This is a genomic window from Citrobacter sp. MGH105, assembly GCF_001037485.2.
GTDB classification, from domain to species: Bacteria; Pseudomonadota; Gammaproteobacteria; order Enterobacterales; family Enterobacteriaceae; genus Citrobacter; species Citrobacter portucalensis.
This window is the reverse complement of sequence record NZ_CP073048.1, coordinates 4,018,705-4,045,145: the sequence shown is the minus strand read 5'-3', so window position 1 is coordinate 4,045,145 and position 26,441 is coordinate 4,018,705. Positions and strand designations below refer to the sequence as shown.

Here is a 26,441-nt window from a genome sequence, read left to right as displayed (position 1 = left end):
TGAACCAATATGCCCTGATTATATATTGAACCTATACTGTCACTCGCTATAGAAAATGTAGCAATAAATTTAGAGTCGATGAAACAATATGTCGTGCATATTGCCGGAAATGTTTATGAATACAAGATCTACGACATCCTCTCTTAGTTTGTCGGTCAGCATAAACTACGGTAATATGTTATTCTGTTGGTCACTGTAGTTATATGTTTTGTAAATTTTGTATTTATAGCTTTTTGTTTTGTAATGAAGTGAAAGTGAGTAAAGGGATTTGTACTGATTAAGAAATGGAGTTTTTTCTTTTTCAATTTTTAAATGGAACTTACGGTGTGATGAGAATACTCATATGGATAACTGTGATTATAAATTCTGAATTTACGTGATATGGCTTATGGATAAAGTTATATCACGAATCGCCTTATGATTATTGGAGGTCGAAGGTGTTGTATATTCTCTCGTGAATAGAGCGAGGGACCTGCTATGCCATAAATTTAAGTTGGTGATAACTATGAATACGAAAAAAATTTTTCTGCTCAGTTATGATACTTTCCTTTTTTCAGGAATAAAAGCATGGTTACCAAATCTGGTATTGATCGATGCACGGACATTTATTTCTGGCACGCAGTCAGTTATGTCGCAATATCCGTCCTGCTTGCTGGTGATCGATAACCGGTTGCCATTATTATTGGTCAAAAAATGGCTTCAGAGAAACAGTACACAGTTCATCAACATACACTGTATTGTTCTGCGGATGTGCGAAACCCTGCCTGTTAATCGGGGATATGAAGAATATTCCTTTATCAATGGGGGGGAATTGTCGGAGCAGTTGATCGCTCAATTAAAAGAGAGTCTATTGGCACCTAACAAAGTTGTGGAAGTCAATAAAGATTCACCGATGTTTACTTTTAACTTGACTGAATTTGAAGAAGAAATGCTGTATTCATCATTCACAAAAGAAAAACTGCATGATTTCTGTATTGCTAATTCGCTAACAATTAAGTCAGTGTATCGATATCGGGATAAAATTACTGCTCGCCTCGGCTTTTCCAATTTTAATGAAACTGTTATCTTTTTAACCCGAAATAATTTATTAAATGAAAGCTCTATAATCAATAATAATGTGAATGGGGATGCGGTTTACACTGACGCATATGATGTTTCGGATACTAGTAGACTGAGTATGGCAATAAGGAATGAGGAGATCATTCCTTATTTTCAGCCCATCGTGAATATCAGGGGCGACGTTTGTGGTGTTGAGGTATTGGCTCGTTGGCCACAGGGACATAACTATGCTATTTCTCAGCGAGAGTTTATTCCATTGGCTGAAAAAAGTGGCTTAATCAATGAGTTAACTAGCTATTTAATGACCGCTGTTGCGCGCAATCTGGTCTCTGGAGGCGCAAGCATTAATAAAACTCTGTTCGTTTCTTTTAATGTCAGTCCGTCAGGTTTAAATAATCCCGTATTCTATTGGGAATGCCTTAATTTTATGGAGATAACGCAAGGTCTGCCGATAAAATTGATGATAGAGATAACAGAGAACCAAACGTTCACGATCACTCCTGCAATCAAAGAACTTATTCGTTCGTTACGAAATAAAGGTGTGTTGTTTGCTTTGGATGATTTTGGTACTGGATACGCTAATCTCTGCTATCTCAATGAGTTAGACCTGGATGTAATCAAAATTGATAAAAGCTTCATTAAGGAAATTAAAGAGGTTGATCAATATATCCCTATGCTCGAGTCAATTACTCACCTTTCAGGACTTCTGGGGTTACGTACGGTGGCCGAGGGCGTTGAAAATGACTATCAGCAACAATGGCTGGGAAAAAATAATGTTGACTATCTGCAGGGGTATCAGTTTCTACCGCCAGTGACATTTAATGATTTTATCCGGTATTACCAGCAGTCTGTAGATTTGTTTGAATCAGCGTCGGATTCACCTTTATCTACGTAATTCATTTTTGACACGGTTTTTACATATGAAGGGTAAAACCTTTAAACGAGTATGTGCTCTGAGCTGACATGGCCTGCAGCATGATTTTTTCCTGAACACCAGGGGCAGACGCCTCTGGTATTGGCGTCTTTGCATCGCTGCCTGTCTGTCTGGTTAAGTAAAAAGTCCTGCAGTGAAGTATGCACCGTTTGTTTATGTATCTTAAACGGGGTATTTATAGTGATATCAGCGTTAATCAAACAGGTACTGAGGTTAGCCCGTAGCCATGCGTCCTTTCCTGACAAAATTAAGAGTCTGGCTTCCACCACCACTCATCCTATTATTATTCCTCATCGCGGATGCGTTGACGGCGATCCCGCGTTTCACATTTGGCGCGGTGACTATCGTAATAAGTGCATTGTTGGCTAGCGTCAGTCTGGCGATGATACTGCATACCGCGTGGCAGATGCGGAAGAAACGTACGACGCTAAACCCACTGCATGCAGAGAAATCGACCACACTTGTTACTGGCGGATGTTATGCTTGGAGCCGCAATCCAATCTATCTTGGAATGAGTGGACTCCAGTTAGCTTTTGCTCTTTACGTCGGTAGCCTGATTGGAATATTGGCTGCACCGCTGTTTATGCTAGTGGTTGCCAGATTGCATATTGATTTTGAAGAGGAACAACTGCGAAAACATTTCGGGCTGGAATGGAAACGCTATGAGCAGCGTGTTCGCCGCTGGTTATAGAATTCCCTTGCCGCGTACAAGGAAGCCAGTGACGACACGATTCGTGCGTAATTGAATCCGGATGATGCAAAAATAGGCGTTTGATTCGCAAGGCCATTGACGCATCGCCCGGTTAGTTTTAACCTTCTACCCCGTGTTCACATTCGTGGGCATGTCCTTATCAGGGCCGATATAGCTCAGTTGGTAGAGCAGCGCATTCGTAATGCGAAGGTCGTAGGTTCGACTCCTATTATCGGCACCATTTCAAACTCTTCCCAGGTCTACCGAAATCAACGCAAACCCCGTTTACTGCGGTTTTCAGCGCACATCTTATTTTCCGGGTAACCTGCCCCACGTTCTCCGTATCGCCATTCTTGGTTGGTAGTTCAGAGGCCGTTAATCAGGCCTCGTCGAAATGGCTGATAATATCGAGCGGCCCTGTGCCAGGGCCGATTCATTTACTGAGCAGATTCAGCAGGATGTAAATGCAATACGCTTCAACCCCTCTACCGCTTTTTCGAGGTAGGCGCGTGGACATCCCATGTTCAGCCGGATAAAACCATTTCCAGCAGGACCAAAGCCATTTCCCATTGAAGGCGCAATACCGGCAACATCAAGCATTACCCATTTGAGCTGCTCATCATCCAGTCCAAGCGCTTTGCAATCTATCCACAATAGATACGTTGCCTGGGAAGGAACAACCCGAGCCCATGGGAGATATTCATCGATTTGTTGAATAAACCAGCGTCGATTTTCAGCCAGATAGCCAAGTAACTCGTCTAACCATGACGCACCATGTTGCCATGCAGCCGTACTCGCCTCGACGGATAGCGCATTGAATACATCAAGTCCATGCGCATCCAGACGGCGTAAAAAGTGTTCACGCAATGCCGGTGCCGGTATCAGAAAATTAGCAATACGCAATGTCGACAAACCAAACGTTTTACTGGCTGAAGTGGCTGAAATTACACGCGAATGCCAGCGTTCTCCCAGATGCAGAACTGAAGTAAATTGTTCTCCAGGAAGCAATAAATCTGCCCATATCTCATCAGACAGCAACGTCACATCATAGGTCTCGCATAGCGTAAGTAGCTGTTCCAGCTCCTGTGCAGACCAACAACGACCGGTTGGGTTATGCGGATTACATAAAATCATTAATGGTGGACGTTCAGTCCGGAATAACATTTCCAGGTGAGCAAAATCCATTTGATAACCGGTAGCCGGGTCCTCATACAACGGATTTTCCAGCAGCTGTCTGCCGTTCAGAGAGATAATTTTAGCGAATGAACCATAATAAGGCCCCTGAACGACCACGCCTTCACCGGGTTGACTCAGCATTTGTACGAGTAGCGATAATCCCGGGACAACACCTTCAATACTGCAGATCCACTCTTGCTTGATTTCCAGCTGATGCCGGGTTGAGAACCATGAAATTAATGAATCAAAGTAGCTTTGTGGTCGTTCGCTGTAACCAAAAATACCGTGCCCGACGCGATGAGTTAAAGCTTCCTGAACAGCGGGCGGGCAAGTAAAGTCAAAATCAGACACCCACATTGGCAACAGTTGATGTGTATCCTCGCCGAAATATCGCGCCATAAAGTCCCATTTCAGCGAGGCGGTATCGTGACGATCGATAATCTTATTAAAATCCATTACATGCTCTCCCTATTCTGTTGCCGTGATATTTTTTTCTGTTTCTGCCACTGATGGTGCCTTCGCAATACCGATTCCCGTGAAACCGTAAATCAAGGCGAAGAAGATTGCGGCATAGCACTGAATCGCCCATGGCAATAAATCCAGCGTGCTCACTCCTAATGTCGTGGCCATATAAACTCCGGCAGCGGTCCACGGCAACAACGGCTCAATGACGGTGCCAGCGTCTTCAATGGTGCGGGACAGATTTTTGGTATCCAGTCCCATACGACGATATGCGTCTTTAAACAGTTCAGCTGGAACCAGAAGAGCCAGCTTGCCGTCGCTTGTTGCTCCGGTCACCAGAAGGGTGGTACCAATGGTTGCCGCAATTAACTGACCGACACTGTGAATGACCGTCAGTAAGCGGTTAATGATAATGTTGAGCGCGCCGGTTAACGTTAAGGCACCGGCAAAAGAGAATGCGCAAAATACCAGAAGGATAGTGCTCATCATTGAGAACATTCCGCCGCGGTTCAGCAGGCGCGGAACATCAGCAATAATGCCCTCACTCCCTTGCGGGAACATAGTAATGTTAAATCCATCTATAAAGGCATCCAGTCCCTGCTTGATGCTGAGTCCTTGCATGACAACGCCCAGAATCAGGGCTAATACGCATGCACTCAGCATTAAAGGAATGACTGGCTTTTTACGAATCGCGCCCCACAACACAATAACTGGCGGCAAAATCAGAATGATATTGAAGTGGTATAGCGACTCCAGAGCGTTGACAATATCGGTAACCCGTTGCGGCGTGGCGACCTCGCCGAGCATATTGCTGTGGCCGGCAATAAGATAAACCACGGCGGCAAGCAGAAAGCTGGGAATAGTGGTCCACAATAAGTGCTGGATATGCTCGAAAAGGGTGGTATCTGCAACAATGGCCGCAAAGTTGGTGGAGTCTGACAGCGGCGATATCTTGTCACCGAAGTAAGCGCCAGAAACAACGGCACCTGCCGCTGCTGCCATCGAAACATCCAGTCCGGCGGCAACGCCCATCAATGCTACGCCAACCGTTCCGGCGGAACCCCAGGAGGTTCCGGTACACACCGATACGACGCTGGTCAAAAAGAAGGCGGCGATGAGAATGTATTCGGGGCTGATGAGTTTAAGTCCCCAGTACACCATGTAAGGGATGGTGCCGCTGAACATCCATGTACCAATCAGGCCGCCGACACAGATAAGAATCATGATAACCGGCATTGCTTTGGCGAGTTTATCAACCACCGAATTAATGATGTCTTCCCAGCAATACCCTTGCCACCAGGCCATGCCCGCGGCGACTGCAGCAGAACATAGCAATAAAGGCTCAATACGTAGCCCCATGATGCCGTAGCCAATAATTAGCAGCAGTAGCATGGCTAAAATAGGGATCACTGCCAGTCCAAATGAGAGTGTTTTTTTCTGATTTTGAGAGGCATTCATTCATGAATCTCCAGTCTGTAAGGTCGCTCAAGAGTAGAGAACACCCTTTTGCCTGACTGTGATCGCTCATTGGCCCTCATGTAAGCGATTACATGAAGACGTTAAACTTGAAGTCGATCACAATTCAGGGGCTTGACGATTTACGCATTGATTTCAGAGAGAGGGGGGAAGAACAGAATCGCGGATCACTAAATCCGCAGTGAAACTATTCACGCTGGGACGCTGAGTTGCGCCCTTAAAAAGCTGTATCGCCAGCTGCGAAGCGCAGCGAGCCATGCGCTCAACGGGATAATGCATTGTTGTGAGTGCGGGGTAGAGATAGCGGGCCATCACCACATCATCAAATCCAACGATCGAAAGCTGCTGCGGAAGTGTAATTCCCTGCTGATGGAGGATGCGCATAATCCCGGCGGCCATTACATCATTAAACGTCACCGCTGCGGTGAAAGGAATGCCGCAATTAAGCAACTGATGCGCAGCGCGTTCGCCACCCTCTTCATTGAAGGGTACGCTAATCACCCAGTTTTTATCTGGCGTAATGCCATATTCGGCCAGCGCCTGGCGATAGCCTTCCAGCCGCTCACGGCGATCGATAATCGGTAAATCACTTGTCACGCAGGCAATACAACGGTGCCCCTGTTCCAGGAGATGTAGCGTGGCTGTTTTAGCTGCTTGACTATTTTCCAGCCACACGCAGCGATTGGCCATCCCGGCAATATAGCGGTTCACGACCACCATGGCAGGAAAATGAGCGGCATATCGCAACAGTTCCTTTTCAGACAGTCTACTGGCATGGACCACAATAGCTTCACAGCCCTGGTTTATCAGAAAATCGAGTCCTGATTTTTCCATTCCTTCATCGTGGCCACCGCTGCATACCATCAGCCGAAATTGCTGCTGGCGTGATACTTCTTCCACGCCTCGGGCAAGCCTGGCAAAAAAGGGATCGGCAAGGTTGCCGGTCAATAACCCGAGCATGTCACCGCTGCGTTTCGCTAATGCAATAGCGGCGGCATTGCGATGATAGTTCAGTTCGCGCATGGCTTTTTCAACACGCTCACGCGTCACGGGTTCAACCCATGCGGTTTGATTAATAACACGTGAAACTGTTGCGGTGGACACTCCCGCTAACTCTGCAACATCCTTTATCGTTGCCATGCTGGCTCTTTACCTTTTTGATTCTTAAGAATTTGCTTATCGCTGGGCCTTTTCCTTATCTTATTCAGGTTGGGGGGATTTGTCACCGAGACATCCTCTGAGTATATCTACTCAGAGGCTTATTTTTAGTACTGAATAATTAAATACTATCCTGAGTATTATTATCCTTACATACGATATTCGATCATCCCGCTCTTTTGGGCCACCCAGTCATACAGACGTTGTCCACGGAGATTGGTTTCATGCGTATGCCAGTATAATCTTGACGCGTGGTGTTTTTTGGCTTGTTGTTGGACATACTCGATAAGCTGTTTACCGATATGTTGACCACGTACCTCTTCGCTAACAAATAAATCTTCGAGATAGCAATAGTTGGATTCTGCCCATGTTGAACGGTGAAAGAGATAATGCACCAGTCCCACTATTTTTCCATCATATTTGGCAACAGCACAATAAACAGGTTCGCTCGGGGTAAGGAAACGCTCCCACGTTAATTTTGTTACTTCATCTGAAATTTTAGTGCGATAAAAAGTTTGATAGTTTATCCATAAAGGAAGCCAGCTGGCGTAGTCTTTTTGTTCTGCACTTTCAATAGTAACGGTATTCATGTTAGTCATATATATCCTGATATTTTATACGAGTAATGTGTTAGTATGATGATACTAAGAACTTTATAAATTCTCGTAAAGAGACACTTTCGATATATTGATAGGATCCACTTTTAGTATAAAGGTTAATACAATGAAGAAAAACAATGCGCCTTTATTTCAAGGATTTGTTTTAGGAAAAGGCGCGGTTAAGGAGCAGGTTTACCACATCCTCCGCGATCACATCCTCGAAGGGCGATTGCCGCCAGGAACAAAAATGCCGTCAACCAGGGCATTGTCCGAGATGATGTCAATTTCACGAAACTCAGCGATCGCCGGTTATGACAGGCTATTAGATGAAGGGTATATCCAGACCCGTAAAGGGTCTGGAACATATGTCTCACATAATATTCCGGATCGGAGTATCAGCAATAGCTATCCAAAGATAGCGTCGGGGGGCGTCGTCTCGCCTGATGAACAGGTTCACAGCCGAAATAATCCTGTTCGCGATTTGTGGTCAAATGAGTATGAAGGGCGCGGCATGAACCGCCTATTTGCGGTTGGTGTCGGGTGTACGGATCTCTTCCCGCATGCGTTATGGGGAAAGCTACTGCAACGTGTCTGGAGACAATCCCGGCATCAACTGGGCGCTCACACTCATCCTTGCGGGTACCTTCCTTTGAGAAAAGCGGTTTGCCGCTACATTAAAACAACGCGTGGAGTGAACTGTAACGAAGATCAGATAGTCATCGTAAATGGTATTCAACAGGCATTGAACATTACTGCACGAGCATTGCTGTCGGCAGGAAGTGACGTTTGGCTGGACGACCCGGGTTACAAAGGCGCTCGCGGAGCCTTCATGTCAGTTGGCGCGATGGTGAGGCCGGTACCGGTAGATAGCGAGGGAATGAACGTCCGCTATGGTATTGATCATTTTCCTGACGCTAAGCTGGCCTATGTCGTCCCGTCGGATCAATATCCATTAAGTGGAACGTTAAGTTTATCCCGGCGTTTTGAGTTGCTGGAATGGGCGAAGTCGAATCAGGCATGGATATTTGAAGATGACTATAATAGCGAGTTCCGTTATGCCGACCGTTCTTTACAAGCTCTGCAAGGATTAGATCAGAATCAACGCGTAATCTACGCCGGAACATTTTCTAAAATGATGTACCCGGAATTCCGTTTAGGTTTTTTAGTTGTCCCGCCGGGTTTACAAGAACAGATTATGGTGACGAAATATTTTTCCGATCTTGGCACCAGTTATCTTGAACAGGCTGTGATGGCGAATTTTATTGAGGATGGTCACTATGCCAGTCATGTGCGCCGAATTCGTAAGGCATGCTATGAAAGAAGAACTGCGCTGGTCAATGCTATTCAAGAATACCTGGCTGATAAAATGATTGTGCAGCCTTCTGACTCTGGCGTCCATATTGTGTGCTGGCTACAAAACGGATTAACCGGAAATGAAGTTGAGGAGCAAGCCAGATTACTAGGGATGGGAATACTATCACTAAGTCGTTATTACCAGAGCGATGTCTCACGACAGGGGATTTTGATTGGTTTTGCAAATCATCCGGTAGAGGCAATTGTTGATGGGATTCGCCGTTTGGCTCAGGTTATTTAAATTATAATTTATTCAGCTCTTAGCATTAATGCAGTAAATACGTTTCTTTCGCTACGGGCAAAAATATAGAGTTTGTTTTTTGTACAATTAAAGAGTGTGGATCCGTTAAAAACACGCATTGTGGTTCTTTTGGGCCGCTCAGTTTGATCATACCCTGCGCTGGTTTAGTTCTGTTTTGTAAGAGGTACAGATATGCCGGGCGTCTTTAATCAATTCCAACAACCCGTAGGTATGACTTTGTCTGACTGGAAAGGCGCACCCTTTCCACAGGCTCAGCAAATTACAGGTCGCTATTGTAAGCTTGAACGCATTAACACCGAACGCCATGCAAAAGAGTTGTATGAAGCGTACTGCGAAGCAAGCGATTGTCGCGACTGGACATATCTGGCGGTCGGGCCTTTTGAAACTTTTGATGCCTTCCTGGTTTATTTAAAAAACATGGAAGAACAGACAGATCCGATGCATTTTGCCGTGATCGATTTAACCAGTATGAAACCTGTTGGTACGTTTGCACTGATGCGGATTGATCCCGCAAATGGTGTGATTGAGGTAGGGCATGTTTCTTACTCCGTACGCATGAAACGCACACGAATTTCAACGGAAGTCATCTCATTGCTTTTAAAGTACGTTTTTGAGGATCTGGGCTATCGCCGCTTTGAATGGAAATGTGATGCCTTCAATGCGCCTTCCCGTAGGGCGGCAGAGCGCTTTGGCTTCAGTTTTGAAGGTATATTTCGGCAGGCTATCGTTACCCGTGGACGAAATCGTGATACCGCATGGTACTCAATCATCGACGGCGAGTACCCGACACTTCGACCTGCCTACGATCTGTGGCTCGATGAGGGTAATTTCGATAGCCAGGGACGGCAGATTCGGCGCCTTGGCGAACTGATGGAAAGGGGATAAAAAAGCTCCCCGAATAAACCGGAGAGCCAGAAAGCGTAGCGTACGCGCAGAATTATTTCTGCCGCGACTCCAGCCAGACCAGCGCCAGCGTGGAGAGTGCGCACATCAGCAGAATGCCGACAAACCAAAACAGATACCACATCGTACGGTCCTCCCTAGTAAAGTTCGTGATTGTGGCGGCGGATCGTTTCTACATTGATTCGTCCCAGCATTTTGTAATAACTCCACACGGTATAAAGCAGAACGATCGGTAGAAAAATCAGCACAATAACCAGCATGATACTGAGCGTCATCTGGCTGGAGGTACTGTCCCACACCGTCAGGCTGGAGAGCGGATACGCGCTTGAAGGCATCACAAACGGAAACAGGGTGATTCCGGCGGTGAAGATCACGCAGGTCTGGGTCAGTGAAGCGCACAAAAATCCCCATACGGCCCGACGTTGCCCGCAGGCATAGATCGCGAGCATCGGGAAAATCATGCCAAGCAGCGGAATAATTAACAGCAGTGGTGACTGATAAAAGTGCGCCATCCATGCGCCCGGTGAGGTCGTTACCATTTTTAATAGCGGGTTGGAAGGACCATTCGGCTCCTGGCTAAGTAGCACATAGCCGTCGATCCCCGTCCATAGCCAGTAACCGGCTAACAGAAAGCAGAGCACGACCAGCATTGCGCTACGACGGGTAGCAGAGAGCGCGCGTTGGTGAAGAATGCCGTCGGTCTTCAACTGGATCCACATGCCCCCTTGCAGAATAACCAGCATCAGGCTTAATGCGCCGCACAGCAGCGCAAAGGGGGAGAGTAACTGCCAGAAAGTGCCCAGGTATTGCACATGAAGCTGTGGTGTGAAGATAAAAGGCACGCCCAAGAACAGGTTGCCGAACGCGACGCCGAAGATAACAGGAGGGACCAGGCTCCCGATAACCAACCCGGTGTCCCACATAGCACGCCAGCGTGCATTGGCTATTTTGCCGCGATAATCAAAGGCCAACGGGCGGAAGAAAAGGGCACACAGCACCAGGATCATTGCCACATAAAACCCCGAAAATGCGGCGGCATAGACCCGCGGCCAGGCCGCGAATAATGCACCACCCGCCAGAATAAGCCACACCTGGTTACCTTCCCAGTGCGCCCCGACGCTATTGATTAACACCCGTCGCTCGTCATCGTTTCGCGCGATCAGCGGTAACAGGCAGCCGACCCCCATATCAAATCCGTCAGTGACCATAAAGGCCACCAGAATGATGCCAATCAGCAGCCACCAAATGAGCCGCAACGTTTCATAATCCAACATGATTGTCTCCTTTATCCCTGTTGTTGCGCTGGTTGCTGGTTATGCATTGCATCTGGACCAAGGCGCGCGTATTTCTGCATCAGGTAGACCTCAGCAATTAAAAACAGGGTGTAAAGCGTGAGAATTAGCCCCATCGAGAAGGCCAGTTGGCCTGCGCTCAGCGCGGAGTGGGCGTACCATGTCGGCAAAATATCCTGAATCGCCCATGGCTGGCGGCCAAACTCCGTCATAAACCAGCCAGCTTCGATGGCAATCCACGGGAGCGGCAGGCTCCACAGTGTCATGCGCAGTACCCAGCGATGCTGGTCGATACGCCAGCGTAAGGTCTGTATCAACGCAATCGCCATCACCAGTAGCAGCAGCGAACCGCAAGCAATCATGATGCGAAAGCTCCAGAACACGGGGGCCACCTGCGGAATTGCGCCGCGTTGCGCGGCCTGATATTGCGCGGGGGTCACATGATTCATATCAGGCGCGTAGTTCGCCAACAGGATGCCGTAACCCAGATCATTTTCTACGGCGTGGAAAGCCTTCAGCACCTGCGGCGTGCGGTTACCTTTGGCAATTTCCTGCATCAGTAACCACGCCTCCAGGCCCCGCTGCAGGCGTGGCAACGCGTCCGCCATCAGATTTTTGAGTCCTGGAACTGGGGTATCTAAAGAGTGGGTCGCCAGAATACCCAGCAGGGCCGGTATCTTCACGGCAAAGGCGTTACGCTCTTTCTCCTGCTGCGGCCATGCGATGACATGAAAGGGCGCGGGGGCCGGTTCGGTTTGCCATTCGCCCTCCATTGCCGCCAGTTTTACCGGCTGGAGTTGGGCGACCTCATAGGCTGAGCTATCACCCAGTTGTAGCGTGCCGAGGATAGCCAGCGTGCCAAAGACGGAACCCACCGCGAAGGAGCGCCGGGCGAACTCGCGATTGCGACCACGCAGCAAATACCAGGCGCTAATAGACATCACGAACATGGCGCCGGTGACATAACCGGACATCACGGTATGCACAAATTTCACCTGGCTGACGGGGTTAAAGACCAGCTCGCTAAAGCTGCTCATCTCCATGCGCAGGGTATCAATATTAAAGCGAGCGCCTGTCGGATACTGCATCCAGCCGTTGGCGTTGAGGATCCACAGGGCCGAGATGTTAGAGCCAAACGCAACCAGCCAGGTCACCAGTAAATGCTGATACTTGTTTAAGCGCTGCCAGCCAAAGAAGAACAGCCCCACGAAGGTGGATTCAAGAAAGAAAGCCATCAGGGCTTCCATCGCCAGCGGGGCACCGAAAATATCACCCACATAGTTGGAATAGAGCGACCAGTTAGTGCCGAACTGAAACTCCATGGTCAGGCCGGTTGCCACGCCGAGCGCAAAGTTAATACCGAATAGCTTTCCCCAGAAACGCGTCATGTCGCGGTAGACTGTTTTGCCGGTCACCACGAACAGGGTTTCCATGATGGCCAGCAAAAAAATCAGCCCCAGCGTCAGGGGAACAAACAGAAAATGGTACAGCGCGGTCAGCGCAAACTGCCAGCGCGATAAGTCAATGACGTCCCACATGCGAACTCCATCAGGCATTAGAGAGTGAATAGGTAAGGAAGAAAACGCCAGACCCGCAGTAGAAAAGTACGCGGGTCTAAAGAGGGGGATCAGGCAGGCGGGCCGGATGCCAGCCAGCCGCAGACTTCATCCAGGCGCTCGAGCGAGTCGAGCAGATCTTCCGGTGCGGCCAACACCAGTTCCGGCAACGGACAGATCTCATAACTCTCAAGCAGAAGCCCTTTCAGGGTATCCAGACAGCGAACATGCCAGACATGGCGCAGCGCCGTGGCGTCGATTTGGCTCTCGCCGTAGCCGATGGTGCGGATTTGAATGTGTCCTTCGCCGCACTGGCGGGCGAGGAACAGGCGATCCGCGTCGCTAATCGGCAGTTGGGTGAGGTTAATGCTATGGGGTTGCGCTGCCGGATCGCGCACGTGCGCCAGCAGTTCCTGGGCCAGCGTCAGGCCATTCATCAACCCATCTATAGGCGGAGGCAGCAGGCTATCGTCCGGCAGCGTATTGATTGTTGCCGCCTGCCACAGCGCCCGTGGCGCGCTACCTGCTTCCAGATGTTCCTGCCATTGCCCCTTGTCATTCTGACAACGCACCCGCCAGATACCGCAGAAAATCGACTCCTGAATCTCGCTCGCCCTGCCGTCAGCATGCTGAATGCGCACGGAAACTTCGCCTTCGCCGAGTAGCGTATTCAGAAAGGTGAGATCGTCTGCATTGAGCGCGGATAAATCCCATCCCAGCACATCCTGTTTGGCGGGAATTCTCTGGGTGAGCTGGTGGCGCACATCGGCTAACAATGCCATCACCGCCGGGCTGTGCGGACAGTTTTCCAGTGTTGCCATGCTGGGGTCGCTGTTGACCTGGCAGGTGAGGGGCAAGGGATTCATGCTGAAGCTGTCATCACCCGGCTGCGTTCCCGGCCCCAGCAGATGAAAAAAGGAATCGCTCATCATGCAGACTCCGGCGGTATGCGTTGTTCAACGAGGGGACGCATCAGGTTGAGCAGGTCGGCCCACGGGTGGATACCGCTGAGAATGCCGCGCAGCTCACCCTGGGTAAACACCAGGGTAGCCGGAAAACGGAACACGCCAAAGCGATCGCCGATCGCCTCGCTGTGTTCAAGATCCGCCATGGCGATGTGCCAGTCAAACTGGGGAAACTCGCGGAGCAACTCGGCAATCATGACCGGGTTATCGCTGACTTCCGGTGTACGGCGGGGATCGCTACTGAGCAGGACCACGCCATCACCCACGCGGGTTATCCAGTCATCCAATTCAGATGCGCTCAGCGGTTGCCAGCCCTTAGCCAGCATTCGCTGCCATAGCGCAGAAAACGGTTGGTCATTCAACATGTTAATTATCTCTCCAGCGTTACGCGATACTGGCGAATACGCACGCCTTCATAGTTTTCCATCGACAGGCAGTCATAGTTCAGGCAACGCGTTTCATCGCTTATCTGTGGCGCAATGCCCCACGCGGCCAGTTGCGTAAGCGCGGCCTGTTCTGCCGCCGGGAGCTGAGCGCGCGCGATGTCGGTCAGGCTGCCGCCATAGTCGTCCAGCTGTACCGGCTGTAGTCCCACCAGAGCGATGTGCGCGGGGAGATGGCCGCGAATATCCGCCAGAGCCAGCACTTCAGAGAAGCTGTTCTGATGCAGACTCATTTTTTTGGCGCTGAGGTAACTCGGGACTTTGTCTCCGGCGTAAGTTTGCAGGGTGCCTGGTGCGAGCCCGTAGTCGATGGCGTCAAGCAGCAGCAAATGGCTGGCCTGCTCAACGTAGCCCAGCAGATTCAGTCCCTGCGTGCCGCCGTCAACAATCTCTACCGATTCAGGCCAGTGATAATGAGCGTACAGGCGCTCAGCGAGGCGAATACCAAACCCTTCATCTGCCCACAGCAGGTTGCCTAAGCCCATCACGATGACGTTAGGTTCGCTCATGACGCCTCCTTATCGTGCTGACCCTTAGGAAACTTATGACTACGAAAGCCGTTAATCATGGTTGAGATGACGGTCTCGTCAGACATGATGTCCTCACGAATCGCCATATACACATGGCCTACGATGAAGGCGGCGATGAACCACATCCCTAACCGATGCCAGCTGTGGATATCGAGAGAGTTCCCGCCGGTCCAGTAGAAAAACTCCGTCACATAGCGGAAAGGGATAAAAATGGCGTACTGGCTATGTTCGCTGTATAAGGCAAAACCGGTGAGGATCATAAAAACGGAAAGCAGGAAATAACCGCACATCGCCGCCTGCGCGATGGGGTTATGACCGATATCATCTCCCGGTTTTTTTTCCAGAAATAGATACCAACGCACCACAGAATACGCACCCTGCCACCAACTGCGCCGCCAGACCGGCACGATAAACAGTTCGCGTGAATAGCGGTTACCGACGAAGGCCCAGTAAATGCGCATCAACAGTATCACCGTGAACACCATGGCGGCGGCGAAATGCACCAGCCGGATGTCGCCCATGTAGAACAGATAAGTGGCCTCACCGCTGACCGACGGCAGCGGTCGGCCAATGAAGTATCCGGTCACCATCAACACCAACATGCAGCCCACCGTCAGCCAGTGCCACAAGCGTACTGGCGCTTCAAACACATAGTGGCTGGTGGCAGTATCACGCGCCTCCCTGACGCGTAGGGATGTTTTTCCAGTCATCGTTCCGTTCCTTAACGCTTAGCGAACCTGGACGGCGATAAGTTCACTGCCGTCGTCGCCGAGTACGTGGGTTGAACATGCCAGGCAGGGGTCGAAGCTGTGCAAGGTGCGCAGGATCTCCAGCGGTTGATCCGGTATCGCCATTTGGGTGCCCATCAGCGCCGCCTCGTAAGCGCCAATTTGTCCCTTTGGATCGCGCGGGCTGGCATTCCAGGTGGTCGGCACCACGCATTGATACAGGTCGATCTTCTGGTCGCGAATCGATGCCCAGTGGCCTAATGCTCCGCGCGTCGCCTCGGTAAAACCGATCCCGCGGCAGTGCTGCGGCCAGCTTGCTGGCTCCCATTTTTCGGTATTTGCGGTAGCCAGATTGCCGTTTTTCAGGTTGGTCATCAGCTTGTCGAAGAAATATTGCAGCTTGCTCACGGCCCACTGCGCTTCGTGCGCGCGGCACAGAATACGGCCCAGCGTCGACTGCATGCCCGACAGCGGCAGCTTGAGGGCGGACATCATGCGATCCACGGATTCAATCGTGGCGGCATCCCCTTTGTGATAGGCAATCAGCGTACGCGCCAACGGCCCAACTTCCATAGCGTGTCCCCGCCAGCGCGGGGCTTTAATCCACGAATAGCGTTCCTGTTCGTTGAGCTGCTTGATATCGGTATCGCTGCCTTTGACATCGCCCGGGTTGTACCAGGGTTCAGTAATCCCTTCGAACGGGTGGCGACCTAATTGATCGTTCGGATAACGATACCAGGCATGATCGACAAACTCCTGAATTTGCTGCTGATCGTCCAGGTCCACCGGCATGACGTTGTTAAAATCACCATTAATCACCGCGCCGCCAGGCATCAACAGGCTCTTCGCGCTGAAGTCATTGGCGATATCCGGGAACGCGCCGTAGCTTAAGACGCACTTATCAGAAAGCCCGGTGCCAATCTGGCTCCAGGGTTTATTGAACTGGCCGATAGCCAGCGCGTCAGGTACCATGACGTTGTTGATGAAATCAGCGGTGCGGGTAATGATTGACTGCACCAGGTTCAGGCGTTCCATATCGACAGCGCCAACCGCGCCGCTCTGATCGATATTGATAGCGCACGGCATCCCGCCGACAATCCAGTTCGGATGCGGATTCTTACCGCCAAACACCGTATGGATTTTGATGATCTCGCGCTGAAAATCGAGCGCTTCCAGGTAGTGGGCAAAGCCCATCAGGTTGGCCTCTGGCGACAGCTTGTACTGCGGATGTCCCCAATAACCATTGCGGAAAATCCCCAGTTGACCACCTTCGACAAATTTCTTCAGGCGATTTTGAACGTCAAAAAAGTAGCCCGGAGAAGACATCGGCCAGGCTGAAAGGCTTTGTGCCAGCTGCGATGTGGCGCGCGGGTCTGCTTTCAGGGCATTCAGCACGTCAATCCAGTCCATTCCGGCTAGCTGGTAAAAGTGCACCAGATGGTCGTGGCACCACAGCGTCGCCAGCATAATATTGCGAATGATGTTGGCGTTGTCGGGCACCTTTATGCCAATAGCGTCCTCAATGGCATAGACCGAGGCGAGCGCATGTACGCCGGTGCACACTCCGCAAATTCGTTCGACGAATGCCCAGGCATCGCGCGGGTCGCGCCCCTGTAGAATGATCTCCAGCCCGCGGAACATGGTGCCGCAGGAAACCGCGTTGGTGATGATGTTTTGCTCATTAATGTTCACTTCACAACGCATATGGCCTTCAATGCGCGTAATGGGATCCACAACCAGACGGCGACCGGCATTATTGACTGTATATCCCTGAGTTTGATACGAATTGCTCATGCCTGTTTATCCTTATTGTCTGGAGACTGTTGTCCGGCGTCGGCTAGTTGCTGTTTGTGGCGGTTGTGTTGATTGACGGCGCTGGCGACTGCGTGAACACCGACACCGGCCGCCACGACGCCTAGCGCGGTGAGGCCCACGGTATCGGCGGTTGAATGCGTCCCCATTTGTGGAATATCAACCACGCGGCTGTAGAACGAACCGCGATCCCAGAAGCCGTTTTCCGAACATCCCAGACAACCGTGGCCGGACTGGATGGGGAAAGAAACGCCACCATTCCAACGGGTGGTGGAACAGGCGTTATAGGTGGTTGGCCCTTTGCAGCCCATTTTGTACAGGCAATAGCCTTTGCGGGCGGCGTCATCGTCCCAACTCTCAACGAACTCCCCGGCGTCAAAGTGGGCGCGGCGGTAGCATTTATCGTGAATACGCTGACCATAGAACATCAGCGGACGCCCAAGACGGTCGAGTTCAGGCAACCTTCCAAACGTCACCATGTAGGTAATGATGGCGCTCATGACATCCGGAATCGGCGGGCAGCCGGGCACTTTCACGATCGGCTTATCGGTGATCACCTTATCGATCGGCGTAGCCTGGGTGGGGTTAGGCCGGGCAGCCTGTACGCAGCCCCAGGAGGCGCAGGTTCCCCAGGCGATAATCGCGCTGGCTCCTGCTGCGGCTCGTTTTAACTTTTCAATAAAAGGGCGCCCGCTGCTGATGCAAAACATCCCTTGCTCGCCCAGCGGAGGGTTGCCCTCGACTGCCAGAATATATCGGCCGTGGTAGTGGCTCAGAATGTCTTCAAATACCTCTTCGGCCTGCGTTCCGGCGGCGGCCATCAGCGTGTCGTCGTAATCGAGGGAAATCAGAGAGAGGATGACGTCTTTGGCGAGTGGGTGCGAGGAGCGAATAAACGATTCGGTACAGCAGGTGCATTCCAGTCCGTGGATCCAGACGACCGGGATCCGGGGTTTGTTCTCCAGCGCCCAGGCTATTCGGGGCGTCATTCCAGCCCCTAATCCCAGCGATGTTGCGGCGAGGCTACAGTATTTAAGAAAACTGCGTCGGCTCACTCCCTTCCGGCGCATCGCCTGATAAAAGGTCTCCTCATTATTCGTATTCATAACACGCGTTTCTTCCCCCGTTGAGTTCTGGCGCATGCCGCCAGCGATATCTAAAAAAGCGTATCCGATCGGAAGGGAGAAACAATGCAAAGAGTGTGGTTATGTCCTATTGCGATATTTTCGTACCTGTTACCTGTTTTTCGCTTTCCAGGAATAAAAAAACGCACAGGGGGGATCGCCCTGTGCGTCGGGTTTATCGCGGAAGAACTTAAACCCCAAGGCGATCGCGTAAGCTGTAATATGCCGCCCCCATGGCGGTAAACGGAATGCGCAGGCTGCGGCCTCCTGGGAACGGGTAGTGCGGCAGTTTGGCGAACGCGTCAAAGCGCTCGGCATCCCCGCGCAGCAGTTCGGAAATCAGGCGCCCTGCCAGGTGAGTACAGGTCACGCCGTGGCCGCTGTAGCCCTGCATATAGTAAATGTTGGTATCAAGACGGCCGAACTGCGGCATACGAGACAGCGTTAACAGGAAATTACCGGTCCAGCGGTAATCAATTTTTACCCCCTGCAATTGCGGGAAGGTCTTCAGCAGTTTCGGCATCACCAGACGCTCAATATCGTCTGGGTCGCGAGCGCCGTAGACTACGCCACCGCCGTACAGCAGGCGGTTATCGCCGGTCAGACGGTAGTAATCGAGCAGGTAGTTACAATCTTCCACGCAGTAGTTTTTCGGTATCAGCGAGCGCGCCATCTCCGCCGACAGCGGTTCGGTGGTTAATACCTGCGTGCCACACGGCATGCTGCTTTTTGCCAGCGCAGGTTCGAGTTTGTCTCCGAGATAGGCGTTGCCCGCGACGATCACAAAGCGGGCCGTCACCTGGCCTTTTTCAGTGCTGACCACCGCCGGGCTGGTGTGCTGAATACGGGTGACTGGCGACTGCTCAAAGACGCGTCCGCCGTTCAGACGAATGGCGTTAGCTTCGCCAATCGCCAGGTTCAGCGGGTGAATATGACCACCGCTGTGGTCGAGCAGCGCGCCGACATAACGATCGCTGCTGACTTCGCGACGAATTTCACTGCTGTCTAACAGTTCAAGCTGCGTGTTGCCGTAGCGTTCCCAGTTCGACTTCTGCTCTTCCAGAGTTTCCATCTGTTTGTGGTTCAGCGCTACAAACAGCCCGCCGGGACGATAGTCGCATTCGATCTGATAACGCTTGATGCGTTCGCGGATGATATTGCCGCCTTCAAACATCATTCCACCGAGCATTTTAGCGGCGTCCGGGCCGTAGGTACGTTCGATGACGTCGATATCGCGACTGTAGGAGTTCACCAACTGACCGCCGTTACGTCCGCTGGCCCCGAAACCAATACGCGCGGATTCCAGTAGCACCACGTCGTAACCCATTTCCGCTAAATGCAGGGCGGAGGAGAGTCCGGTATAACCACCGCCCACGACGCAAACATCACAGCTAACCGATTCGCTAAGGGTCGGAAACGGTTCGTACTGATTGGCGCTTGCGGCGTAATAACTGCTGGTATGTTCAGTCATGATTAAGACTCCAGGGAGATCCAGATGGTTTTCAGTTCGCTAAATTTTTCCAGCGCATGCAGGGACTTATCTCGCCCGTTGCCGCTTTGCTTATAACCGCCGAACGGCACGGTCATATCACCGTCGTTGTAGTTATTCACGAAGACCGAACCGGCCTTCAGGCGACGACTCATGCGATGGGCGCGCGACAAATCGCGGGTCCAGACCGCGGCACCCAGGCCGTAGTCGCTGTCGTTGGCCAGCGCCAGGGCTTCGGCTTCGCTGCTAAAACGGGTGATGACCAGTACCGGGCCGAAGATCTCATCGTGGCTGACGTGGGCTTGCGGCGCGGTATCGACAAAAATAGTCGGGCCGATAGCGGCCGGATGTACGTGGCTGCGGCCATCCAGCGCCAGCGTGCCTTGCGCTTCACCGTCGCGAATAAAACCGTGCACGGTGTCGGCATGCGCATTGTCGATAAGCGTGCCCATCGTGGTTTCCGGATCCAACGGGTTGCCGGGCTGCCAGTTTTTCGCCTGCTCTTTCAGCAGGGCGATGAACTTGTCGGCAATGCTCTCTTCCAGTAGCAGACGCGTCCCGGCGATACAAACCTGGCCCTGGTTATAGAAGATACCTGCCGCTGCATTAGCGGCGGCTTTCGGCAGATCCGGGCAGTCGGCAAACACGATATTGGCGCTTTTACCTCCGGCCTCCAGCCAGACGCGTTTCATGTTGCTGTCGCCAGCGTCTTTGAGCAGTTGCTTGCCGGTACGGGTCGAGCCGGTAAAGGTGATCACATCAACATCCGGATGTTGTGACAACGCCTGACCCGCTTCGTGACCATACCCGCTAACAACGCTGAGAACGCCATCGGGCAAACCTGCTTTTTTAGCCAGCGCAGCCAGGCGAATGGCGGTCAGCGGTGATTTTTCGGAAGGCTTGAGGATCACGCTGTTACCCGCAGCCAGTGCCGGGCCGAGTTTCCAGCAGGCCAGCAGTAGAGGAAAATTCCACGGTACAATGGCGGCAATCACGCCCACCGGTTCGCGCACAATCAGTGCCAGATCGTTCACCGAGGTAGTGGCAACTTCGCCATAGACTTTATCTATAGCTTCGGCATACCAGCGGATGGCGCGTGCCGCGCCGGGAATATCATCACGCAGGCTATGGCGAATCGGTTTACCGGTATCGAGCGTTTCCAGTAGCGCCAGCTCCTCGTGATGCTGCTCCATTAAATCGGCGAGTTTGTGCAGTACCGCTTTGCGCTCTGCGGGTGATGCTTGCGACCAGTCTCCGCGTTCAAAGACGGTACGGGCTGCGGTGACCGCGCGGTCCACATCCGCTTTTTTACCGCGGGCGACTTTAGCCAGAGGACGTTGTCCTGCCGGATCCAGCGTAATAAAGGTTTCGTTATCAGCGGCGGCACAATATTCGCCGTTAATAAATAAACGGGTCTCTGGTGAATAATGGCTGGCTTTCTCACGCCAATATTTAAGATTCTGAAAGTTCATAGCTACTCCTTTTATATCAATAAGATAAAGTTCGTTGCTGATCTTTTTCAGGCAAAATCAGGCTGCACGATGCCCCAGGGATGTACCCTGTTAATGCGCGTTATTTAAGAAGGCCTGAGAAACTCAGGCCGCTACTTATTAGAAAGTGGTGGGAGTGTGGGCACTGATGATGCGGCAGATCCCTGCCGAGGTGTTGCTGAAGCTGTGTGGTATGCCGGTGTTAATGGCATAGCTTTGCCCTGCAACAAGAGGATACGTTTGACCGTTGATTGTCAGTATCACTTCACCTTCCAGTATTGTGCCAATCTCTTCACCCTGATGTTTAATTCTCTCCCCGGTTGTCGTGCCTGGCTGATAGGTTTCAAACATCATTGCCAGCGTACGATTCGGATTTCCGTTGTGTACCAGCTTCATGGATACTCCCTGACTCCCGATCTCAATCAAATCATCCTGATTGATAACCACCTGCGGTTCGTCAGGCTTTTCCGGTTCCGCGAAGAACTCGGAGAGCGACAGCCCATATACTTTCAATAGCTTTTGCAGCGTACTGATGGCAGGACTGACTTTATCCTGCTCTATGGTGCTGATGGCGCTATGCGTTAACCCAGACAGTTCGGCGGCACGACGCTGCGAAAGACCCAATTGCTGGCGGATCTCTGACAAACGTTTACCCGGCGCCAGGCCGTCATCGCTCATAATTGCATTTCCTTAACTGTAGTGGTCAGAGTCGCTGTTTTTCAGCGAGGTGGTTCTGACAAGCGGTGATAAAACCTTCAAGTAACAAACGCGACAGGGCGTATTCGCTACTGTTCCATTCCGGGTGCCACTGCACGCCGAGCGCGAAAGGATGGTCATGGACGCTGGCAGCTTCCACTAATCCATCCTGCGAGCGTGCTTCCACGCGCAGCTGCGGGCCAAGGGTTTTTGCGCCCTGACCATGCAAGGAGTTAACCCAAAACGTGCTGCAACCTGGTATTAACTGAGATAGCAATCCTCCCTGTTGAACCTGGACTTCATGAGATGGTGCATATTGCTGCTCCACCGGGAGTTCCGCATCTTCACGATGTTCCAGGAACTGTGAGTGATCGCACAGGCGACGATACAGAGTCCCGCCAGTGGCGACAACTAATTCCTGCAAGCCCCGGCAGATGGCGAAAATGGGAATGCGCCTTTCGAGCCCGGCGGTAATTAGCGCCATGCTCAGAAGATCACGCCCGGGATCGGCGTCAGACTCATCGCCATTTTCACCATAGAGGTGCGGCTGCACATTGCTTGGGCTTCCTGGCAGGAAGATACCGTCCAGTTTCGGTAACAGCGCGTTCAACAATTCGGGTTCCGCAAGCGCATGGGGAAGCGCTATCGGTAATCCACCGGCATTTAATACCGCATTCAGGTACTTTTCTTGCAGAGTCTGGGTCTGGTGACCCTTAAGCCTGTTCCTACACATCACTACACCAATAACTGGCTTGTCAAATATATTGCCCATGATCGACCTCACGTTTTGGAATAAATTATTGCCAAACGGTTCCTTGTTGTGCCATTCCGTTCATTATTTTCTCAATCTAGCAGCGGAATAACCTTCTAGCAAACTTAATTTAACATTTGACAAACAATTTGTTTGCATCCAGAGTCGAATGGTGGACATTATATTTAACAGTCAAATCACAGAACAGCTTACCAGGCCAACGGCGGTGAATCATGGAAACCAATATCGTAGAAGTTGAGAATTTTGTTCAGCATTCTGAAGAGAGACGAAGTAGCGCGTTTGCGCGCGAAGTTAAGCAGTATCTGGAACGCTATCCTAATACGCAGTATGTGGATGTGTTGTTAACCGACCTTAATGGCTGTTTTCGCGGTAAGCGCCTTCCCGTTGCGGGATTGCATAAGTTAGAGAAAGGCTGCTATTTCCCGGCATCCGTTTTCGCGATGGATATTCTGGGCAATGTGGTCGAAGAGGCGGGATTAGGCCAGGAGCTTGGCGAACCCGATCGGACCTGTGTACCCGTGGCAGGTACGTTAACCCCTTCGGCTGCCGATCCGGAATTTATTGCGCAGATGATGCTGACGATGCTGGATGAAGATGGCGCTCCCTTTGACGTTGAGCCGCGGAACGTACTAAACCGACTCTGGCAGAAACTTCGCCAGCGCGGTCTGTTCCCCGTCGTAGCGGTAGAGCTGGAGTTCTATTTACTCGATCGTAAGCGTGACCCCGAAGGTTATCTGCAGCCGCCATGCGCGCCGGGAACGGACGATCGAAATACCCAAAGTCAGGTTTATTCGGTTGATAACCTGAACCACTTTGCTGATGTGCTGAACGATATCGATGAACTGGCCCGTTTGCAGCTGATCCCGGCCGACGGCGCGGTGGCTGAAGCCTCCCCAGGGCAGTTTGAAATCAACCTCTACCATACCGACAACGTGCTCGACGCCTGCGATGACGCGCTGGCGCTGAAACGTCTGGTACGGCTGGTGGCGGAGAAACATAAGATGCATGCCACGTTTATGGCAAAACCTTATGAGGAGCATGCCGGTAGCGGGATGCATATCCACATCAGCGTCATGAATAACAAAGGTGAGAACGTGCTGGCTGATGCGAATGGCGATGATTCCGCGTTATTAAAGCGTGCGCTCGCTGGGATGATTGATCTGATGCCCGCATCAATGGCGCTTCTGGCGCCGAATGTGAACTCCTATCGCCGCTTCCAGCCGGGGATGTATGTTCCGACCCAGGCGTCCTGGGGGCACAACAATCGTACGGTAGCGCTGCGGATTCCCTGCGGCGACCGTGATAACCATCGGGTTGAATATCGCGTAGCGGGGGCTGATGCCAACCCGTATCTGGTGATGTCGACCATTCTGGCGGGGATCCTTCACGGTCTGGATAACGAACTGCCGTTACAAGAAGAAGTTGAGGGTAACGGTCTGGAGCAGGAAGGGCTGCCGTTCCCGATTCGCCAGAGCGATGCGCTGTGGGAGTTTATGCAAAATGACAGTCTGCGTGAACTATTGGGTGAGCGGTTTAGCCATGTGTATCACGCCTGTAAAAACGATGAGCTTATCCAGTTTGAACGTCTGATTACCGACACTGAAATTGAGTGGATGCTGAAAAACGCCTGACCGTTGTACAGGTCATTGAAAAAGAAGTCGCATCATGCGGGCTGAGCGGAGCCAGCCCGTAAAAATTGCAGGAATACCTGCCATTTCCCGGATGTCGCGTAATGGAGCGCGGGCGACAACGGGTCTTCAGATAACCGACAGAGTTTGTGACGAGGAAATGTGATGATGCCAATGTTTAAAAACCCGCCCCGCGTGAGTATTCATGGCTCCCGCAGTAAATACGGACCGCATCTGCGCCGTACCACATTGACGCCTTTTTTATGCCATTCCTCCCCGACACGACCCAGGTCTGCTGTACCCACGTTTCGAACGCAGATCTGGACTCGTAGCGGGGAGGAAAATTATGTCGACTAACTCTTCTGCTGATCATTCTGCCCAGCCGGGCAAAGCACAGCTGCGTAAATCCCTGAAGCTGTGGCAGGTGGTGGTGATGGGGTTGGCCTATCTCACCCCAATGACGGTGTTTGACACCTTTGGCATTGTTTCGGGTATCAGCAATGGCCATGTTCCGGCCTCCTACCTGCTGGCCCTGGCGGGAGTACTGTTTACCGCCATCAGTTATGGAAAGCTGGTGCGCCAGTTTCCACAGGCCGGTTCGGCCTATACCTATGCGCAGAAAGCCATCAATCCGCACGTGGGGTTTATGGTCGGCTGGTCGTCACTGCTTGACTACCTTTTCCTGCCGATGATTAACGTCCTGCTGGCGAAAATTTACCTTTCCGCGCTGTTCCCGGGGGTTGCGCCATGGATTTGGGTGGTGATGTTCGTCGCGATCCTCACCGCGGCCAATCTGAAAAGCGTTAATCTGGTAGCCAACTTCAATGCGCTGTTTGTACTGGTGCAGGTGGCGATCATCGTGGTGTTCATTTTCCTCGTGGTGCAGGGGCTGCACAAAGGGGAAGGGGTTGGGACCGTCTGGTCGCTGCAACCGTTTATCAGCCAGAATGCGCATTTGATCCCGATTATCACCGGGGCGACCATCGTCTGCTTCTCGTTTCTCGGCTTTGATGCGGTAACGACACTATCTGAAGAGACGCCGGATGCTGCGCGCACCATCCCGAAAGCTATCTTCCTCACCGCCCTGTACGGTGGGCTGATCTTCATTGCCGCCTCGTTCTTTATGCAACTGTTCTTCCCGGACATTAGCCGCTTTAAAGACCCGGATGCGGCGCTGCCGGAGATTGCGCTGTATGTCGGCGGCAAGCTGTTCCAGTCTATTTTCCTGTGTACCACCTTTGTGAATACGCTGGCTTCAGGTCTGGCGTCGCATGCCAGCGTTTCGCGTCTGCTGTACGTGATGGGCCGCGATAACGTCTTCCCGGAGAAGTACTTTGGTTATGTCCATCCCAAATGGCGTACTCCCGCGTTGAACGTCATCATGGTCGGGATTGTGGCGCTGTCGGCCCTGTTTTTTGACCTGGTGACTGCCACGGCGTTGATTAACTTTGGTGCGCTGGTGGCCTTTACGTTCGTTAATCTCTCCGTGTTTAACCACTTCTGGCATCGTGAAGGACGCAAGCATACCTGGCAGGAGAAGCTGCACTATCTGGTATTGCCTATGGTCGGTGCCGCCACGGTTGCCGTACTGTGGGTGAATCTTGAGGTGACATCGCTGACGCTGGGTCTGGTATGGGCCGGCGTTGGGCTGGTGTATCTTGCCTGGCTGACCGGACGTTTTCGCAAACCGCCGCCGCAGTTTGACGCCGCGAAATCTGAGCGCGCCTGGGAGTGATGGAAGCTGAATTGGCCGTAGCATTCGGCTGAGTTGAGTTAAAAATGAAACACGGTATGTCGCGGCAAACGGCCGCGGCATACCTGCTTTAATTAATATACCGCTTGT

At 51.6% G+C, this 26,441-nt stretch carries 23 protein-coding genes and 1 tRNA gene; 7 read left to right on the top strand and 17 right to left on the bottom strand.

Annotated elements, in window-relative coordinates; genetic code table 11:
* Positions 1–505: 505 nt before the first annotated feature.
* From SK35_RS19510 to SK35_RS19500, 3 genes are all read left to right on the top strand, one after another.
* Positions 506–1,954, top strand: coding sequence for an EAL domain-containing protein (locus tag SK35_RS19510; protein ID WP_048214863.1), 1,449 nt, complete (start codon positions 506–508; stop codon positions 1,952–1,954).
* 265 nt (positions 1,955–2,219) lie between these two features.
* Positions 2,220–2,684 (top strand): methyltransferase family protein, encoded by a 465-nt coding sequence (locus tag SK35_RS19505; protein ID WP_048214862.1) that lies wholly within the window; start codon positions 2,220–2,222, stop codon positions 2,682–2,684.
* 165 nt (positions 2,685–2,849) lie between these two features.
* A tRNA-Thr gene (locus tag SK35_RS19500) sits at positions 2,850–2,925 on the top strand.
* A 209-nt stretch (positions 2,926–3,134) separates the two neighbouring features.
* On the opposite strand, the gene SK35_RS19495 is transcribed toward SK35_RS19500, so the two are convergent.
* From SK35_RS19495 to SK35_RS19480, 4 genes are all read right to left on the bottom strand, one after another.
* Positions 3,135–4,316 (bottom strand): MalY/PatB family protein, encoded by a 1,182-nt coding sequence (locus SK35_RS19495; RefSeq protein WP_048214861.1) that lies wholly within the window; start codon positions 4,314–4,316, stop codon positions 3,135–3,137.
* Positions 4,317–4,328: 12 nt separating this feature from the next.
* Positions 4,329–5,780 (bottom strand): Na+/H+ antiporter NhaC, encoded by a 1,452-nt coding sequence (nhaC, locus tag SK35_RS19490; protein ID WP_008783827.1) that lies wholly within the window; start codon positions 5,778–5,780, stop codon positions 4,329–4,331.
* Between the two features lie 153 nt (positions 5,781–5,933).
* The gene (locus SK35_RS19485) at positions 5,934–6,938 is read right to left on the bottom strand and encodes a LacI family DNA-binding transcriptional regulator (RefSeq protein WP_008783828.1); all 1,005 of its coding nucleotides are present in this window, start codon (positions 6,936–6,938) and stop codon (positions 5,934–5,936) included.
* Positions 6,939–7,105: 167 nt separating this feature from the next.
* Positions 7,106–7,555, bottom strand: a complete 450-nt coding sequence (locus SK35_RS19480; protein ID WP_032942441.1) for a GNAT family N-acetyltransferase — start codon at positions 7,553–7,555, stop codon at positions 7,106–7,108.
* Between the two features lie 124 nt (positions 7,556–7,679).
* Between SK35_RS19480 and pdxR the strand changes: the two genes are divergently transcribed.
* Positions 7,680–9,149: a MocR-like pyridoxine biosynthesis transcription factor PdxR gene (gene pdxR, locus SK35_RS19475; protein WP_048214860.1), complete on the top strand. Its 1,470-nt coding sequence runs from the start codon at positions 7,680–7,682 to the stop codon at positions 9,147–9,149.
* A 192-nt stretch (positions 9,150–9,341) separates the two neighbouring features.
* On the top strand, positions 9,342–10,055 hold the full coding sequence (locus SK35_RS19470) for a GNAT family N-acetyltransferase (RefSeq protein WP_032942443.1): 714 nt from the start codon (positions 9,342–9,344) through the stop codon (positions 10,053–10,055).
* 52 nt (positions 10,056–10,107) lie between these two features.
* On the opposite strand, the gene cbdX is transcribed toward SK35_RS19470, so the two are convergent.
* The 13 genes from cbdX to puuD all read right to left on the bottom strand — a co-directional run bounded on the left by cbdX (position 10,108) and on the right by puuD (position 22,970).
* Positions 10,108–10,197 carry a cytochrome bd-II oxidase subunit CbdX gene (gene cbdX, locus SK35_RS19465; RefSeq protein WP_003830863.1) on the bottom strand — a complete coding sequence of 30 codons (90 nt, stop codon included), beginning with the start codon at positions 10,195–10,197 and terminating at the stop codon, positions 10,108–10,110.
* A gap of 13 nt (positions 10,198–10,210) precedes the next feature.
* Entirely contained in the window at positions 10,211–11,347 is a 1,137-nt protein-coding gene (gene appB, locus SK35_RS19460; protein WP_048214859.1) for a cytochrome d ubiquinol oxidase subunit II, read from the bottom strand.
* 11 nt (positions 11,348–11,358) lie between these two features.
* Positions 11,359–12,903 carry a cytochrome bd-II oxidase subunit 1 gene (gene appC / locus SK35_RS19455; RefSeq protein WP_048214858.1) on the bottom strand — a complete coding sequence of 515 codons (1,545 nt, stop codon included), beginning with the start codon at positions 12,901–12,903 and terminating at the stop codon, positions 11,359–11,361.
* 89 nt (positions 12,904–12,992) lie between these two features.
* Positions 12,993–13,850: a hydrogenase expression/formation protein gene (locus tag SK35_RS19450; protein ID WP_048216354.1), complete on the bottom strand. Its 858-nt coding sequence runs from the start codon at positions 13,848–13,850 to the stop codon at positions 12,993–12,995.
* Positions 13,850–14,251 (bottom strand): hydrogenase-1 operon protein HyaE, encoded by a 402-nt coding sequence (hyaE, locus tag SK35_RS19445; protein ID WP_032942446.1) that lies wholly within the window; start codon positions 14,249–14,251, stop codon positions 13,850–13,852. The genes SK35_RS19450 and hyaE overlap by 1 nt, the downstream gene beginning before the upstream one ends.
* Before the next feature lie 5 nt (positions 14,252–14,256).
* A complete protein-coding gene (hyaD, locus tag SK35_RS19440) occupies positions 14,257–14,838 on the bottom strand; it encodes a hydrogenase 1 maturation protease (protein ID WP_048214857.1) in 582 nt (193 codons plus the stop codon).
* Positions 14,835–15,569, bottom strand: a complete 735-nt coding sequence (gene hyaC / locus SK35_RS19435) for a Ni/Fe-hydrogenase b-type cytochrome subunit (RefSeq protein WP_048214856.1) — start codon at positions 15,567–15,569, stop codon at positions 14,835–14,837. The genes hyaD and hyaC overlap by 4 nt, the downstream gene beginning before the upstream one ends.
* An 18-nt stretch (positions 15,570–15,587) precedes the next feature.
* On the bottom strand, positions 15,588–17,381 hold the full coding sequence (gene hyaB, locus SK35_RS19430) for a Ni/Fe-hydrogenase large subunit (protein WP_048214855.1): 1,794 nt from the start codon (positions 17,379–17,381) through the stop codon (positions 15,588–15,590).
* A complete protein-coding gene (gene hyaA, locus SK35_RS19425; RefSeq protein ID WP_156174772.1) occupies positions 17,378–18,505 on the bottom strand; it encodes a hydrogenase 1 small subunit in 1,128 nt (375 codons plus the stop codon). Before hyaA ends, hyaB begins: the two co-directional genes overlap by 4 nt.
* Before the next feature lie 208 nt (positions 18,506–18,713).
* Positions 18,714–19,994 (bottom strand): NAD(P)/FAD-dependent oxidoreductase, encoded by a 1,281-nt coding sequence (locus SK35_RS19420; protein WP_048214853.1) that lies wholly within the window; start codon positions 19,992–19,994, stop codon positions 18,714–18,716.
* Between the two features lie 2 nt (positions 19,995–19,996).
* On the bottom strand, positions 19,997–21,484 hold the full coding sequence (gene puuC / locus SK35_RS19415) for an aldehyde dehydrogenase PuuC (protein ID WP_048214852.1): 1,488 nt from the start codon (positions 21,482–21,484) through the stop codon (positions 19,997–19,999).
* A 138-nt stretch (positions 21,485–21,622) separates the two neighbouring features.
* The gene (gene puuR / locus SK35_RS19410; RefSeq protein WP_003830877.1) at positions 21,623–22,180 is read right to left on the bottom strand and encodes an HTH-type transcriptional regulator PuuR; all 558 of its coding nucleotides are present in this window, start codon (positions 22,178–22,180) and stop codon (positions 21,623–21,625) included.
* Between the two features lie 25 nt (positions 22,181–22,205).
* Complete coding sequence (gene puuD, locus SK35_RS19405) at positions 22,206–22,970, bottom strand: gamma-glutamyl-gamma-aminobutyrate hydrolase (RefSeq protein ID WP_043015313.1); 765 nt, start codon at positions 22,968–22,970, stop codon at positions 22,206–22,208.
* A gap of 212 nt (positions 22,971–23,182) precedes the next feature.
* Here puuD and SK35_RS19400 point away from each other — a divergent pair, with 212 nt between their 5' ends.
* Together SK35_RS19400 and SK35_RS19395 are read left to right on the top strand one after the other, a co-directional pair.
* On the top strand, positions 23,183–24,601 hold the full coding sequence (locus SK35_RS19400) for a glutamine synthetase family protein (RefSeq protein ID WP_003830879.1): 1,419 nt from the start codon (positions 23,183–23,185) through the stop codon (positions 24,599–24,601).
* Between the two features lie 343 nt (positions 24,602–24,944).
* Positions 24,945–26,333 carry an APC family permease gene (locus SK35_RS19395; protein ID WP_048214851.1) on the top strand — a complete coding sequence of 463 codons (1,389 nt, stop codon included), beginning with the start codon at positions 24,945–24,947 and terminating at the stop codon, positions 26,331–26,333.
* Positions 26,334–26,441 lie beyond the last annotated feature (108 nt).

What these genes read in the sequence shown, in the direction of transcription:
- SK35_RS19510 (WP_048214863.1), top strand. Translation starts at nt 506, where the DNA reads ATGAATACGAAAAAAATTTTTCTGCTCAGTTATGATACTTTCCTTTTT.
- SK35_RS19505 (WP_048214862.1), top strand. Translation starts at nt 2,220, where the DNA reads ATGCGTCCTTTCCTGACAAAATTAAGAGTCTGGCTTCCACCACCACTC.
- SK35_RS19495 (WP_048214861.1), bottom strand. Translation starts at nt 4,316, where the DNA reads ATGGATTTTAATAAGATTATCGATCGTCACGATACCGCCTCGCTGAAA.
- nhaC (WP_008783827.1), bottom strand. Translation starts at nt 5,780, where the DNA reads ATGAATGCCTCTCAAAATCAGAAAAAAACACTCTCATTTGGACTGGCA.
- SK35_RS19485 (WP_008783828.1), bottom strand. Translation starts at nt 6,938, where the DNA reads ATGGCAACGATAAAGGATGTTGCAGAGTTAGCGGGAGTGTCCACCGCA.
- SK35_RS19480 (WP_032942441.1), bottom strand. Translation starts at nt 7,555, where the DNA reads ATGACTAACATGAATACCGTTACTATTGAAAGTGCAGAACAAAAAGAC.
- pdxR (WP_048214860.1), top strand. Translation starts at nt 7,680, where the DNA reads ATGAAGAAAAACAATGCGCCTTTATTTCAAGGATTTGTTTTAGGAAAA.
- SK35_RS19470 (WP_032942443.1), top strand. Translation starts at nt 9,342, where the DNA reads ATGCCGGGCGTCTTTAATCAATTCCAACAACCCGTAGGTATGACTTTG.
- cbdX (WP_003830863.1), bottom strand. Translation starts at nt 10,197, where the DNA reads ATGTGGTATCTGTTTTGGTTTGTCGGCATTCTGCTGATGTGCGCACTC.
- appB (WP_048214859.1), bottom strand. Translation starts at nt 11,347, where the DNA reads ATGTTGGATTATGAAACGTTGCGGCTCATTTGGTGGCTGCTGATTGGC.
- appC (WP_048214858.1), bottom strand. Translation starts at nt 12,903, where the DNA reads ATGTGGGACGTCATTGACTTATCGCGCTGGCAGTTTGCGCTGACCGCG.
- SK35_RS19450 (WP_048216354.1), bottom strand. Translation starts at nt 13,850, where the DNA reads ATGAGCGATTCCTTTTTTCATCTGCTGGGGCCGGGAACGCAGCCGGGT.
- hyaE (WP_032942446.1), bottom strand. Translation starts at nt 14,251, where the DNA reads ATGTTGAATGACCAACCGTTTTCTGCGCTATGGCAGCGAATGCTGGCT.
- hyaD (WP_048214857.1), bottom strand. Translation starts at nt 14,838, where the DNA reads ATGAGCGAACCTAACGTCATCGTGATGGGCTTAGGCAACCTGCTGTGG.
- hyaC (WP_048214856.1), bottom strand. Translation starts at nt 15,569, where the DNA reads ATGACTGGAAAAACATCCCTACGCGTCAGGGAGGCGCGTGATACTGCC.
- hyaB (WP_048214855.1), bottom strand. Translation starts at nt 17,381, where the DNA reads ATGAGCAATTCGTATCAAACTCAGGGATATACAGTCAATAATGCCGGT.
- hyaA (WP_156174772.1), bottom strand. Translation starts at nt 18,505, where the DNA reads ATGAATACGAATAATGAGGAGACCTTTTATCAGGCGATGCGCCGGAAG.
- SK35_RS19420 (WP_048214853.1), bottom strand. Translation starts at nt 19,994, where the DNA reads ATGACTGAACATACCAGCAGTTATTACGCCGCAAGCGCCAATCAGTAC.
- puuC (WP_048214852.1), bottom strand. Translation starts at nt 21,484, where the DNA reads ATGAACTTTCAGAATCTTAAATATTGGCGTGAGAAAGCCAGCCATTAT.
- puuR (WP_003830877.1), bottom strand. Translation starts at nt 22,180, where the DNA reads ATGAGCGATGACGGCCTGGCGCCGGGTAAACGTTTGTCAGAGATCCGC.
- puuD (WP_043015313.1), bottom strand. Translation starts at nt 22,970, where the DNA reads ATGGGCAATATATTTGACAAGCCAGTTATTGGTGTAGTGATGTGTAGG.
- SK35_RS19400 (WP_003830879.1), top strand. Translation starts at nt 23,183, where the DNA reads ATGGAAACCAATATCGTAGAAGTTGAGAATTTTGTTCAGCATTCTGAA.
- SK35_RS19395 (WP_048214851.1), top strand. Translation starts at nt 24,945, where the DNA reads ATGTCGACTAACTCTTCTGCTGATCATTCTGCCCAGCCGGGCAAAGCA.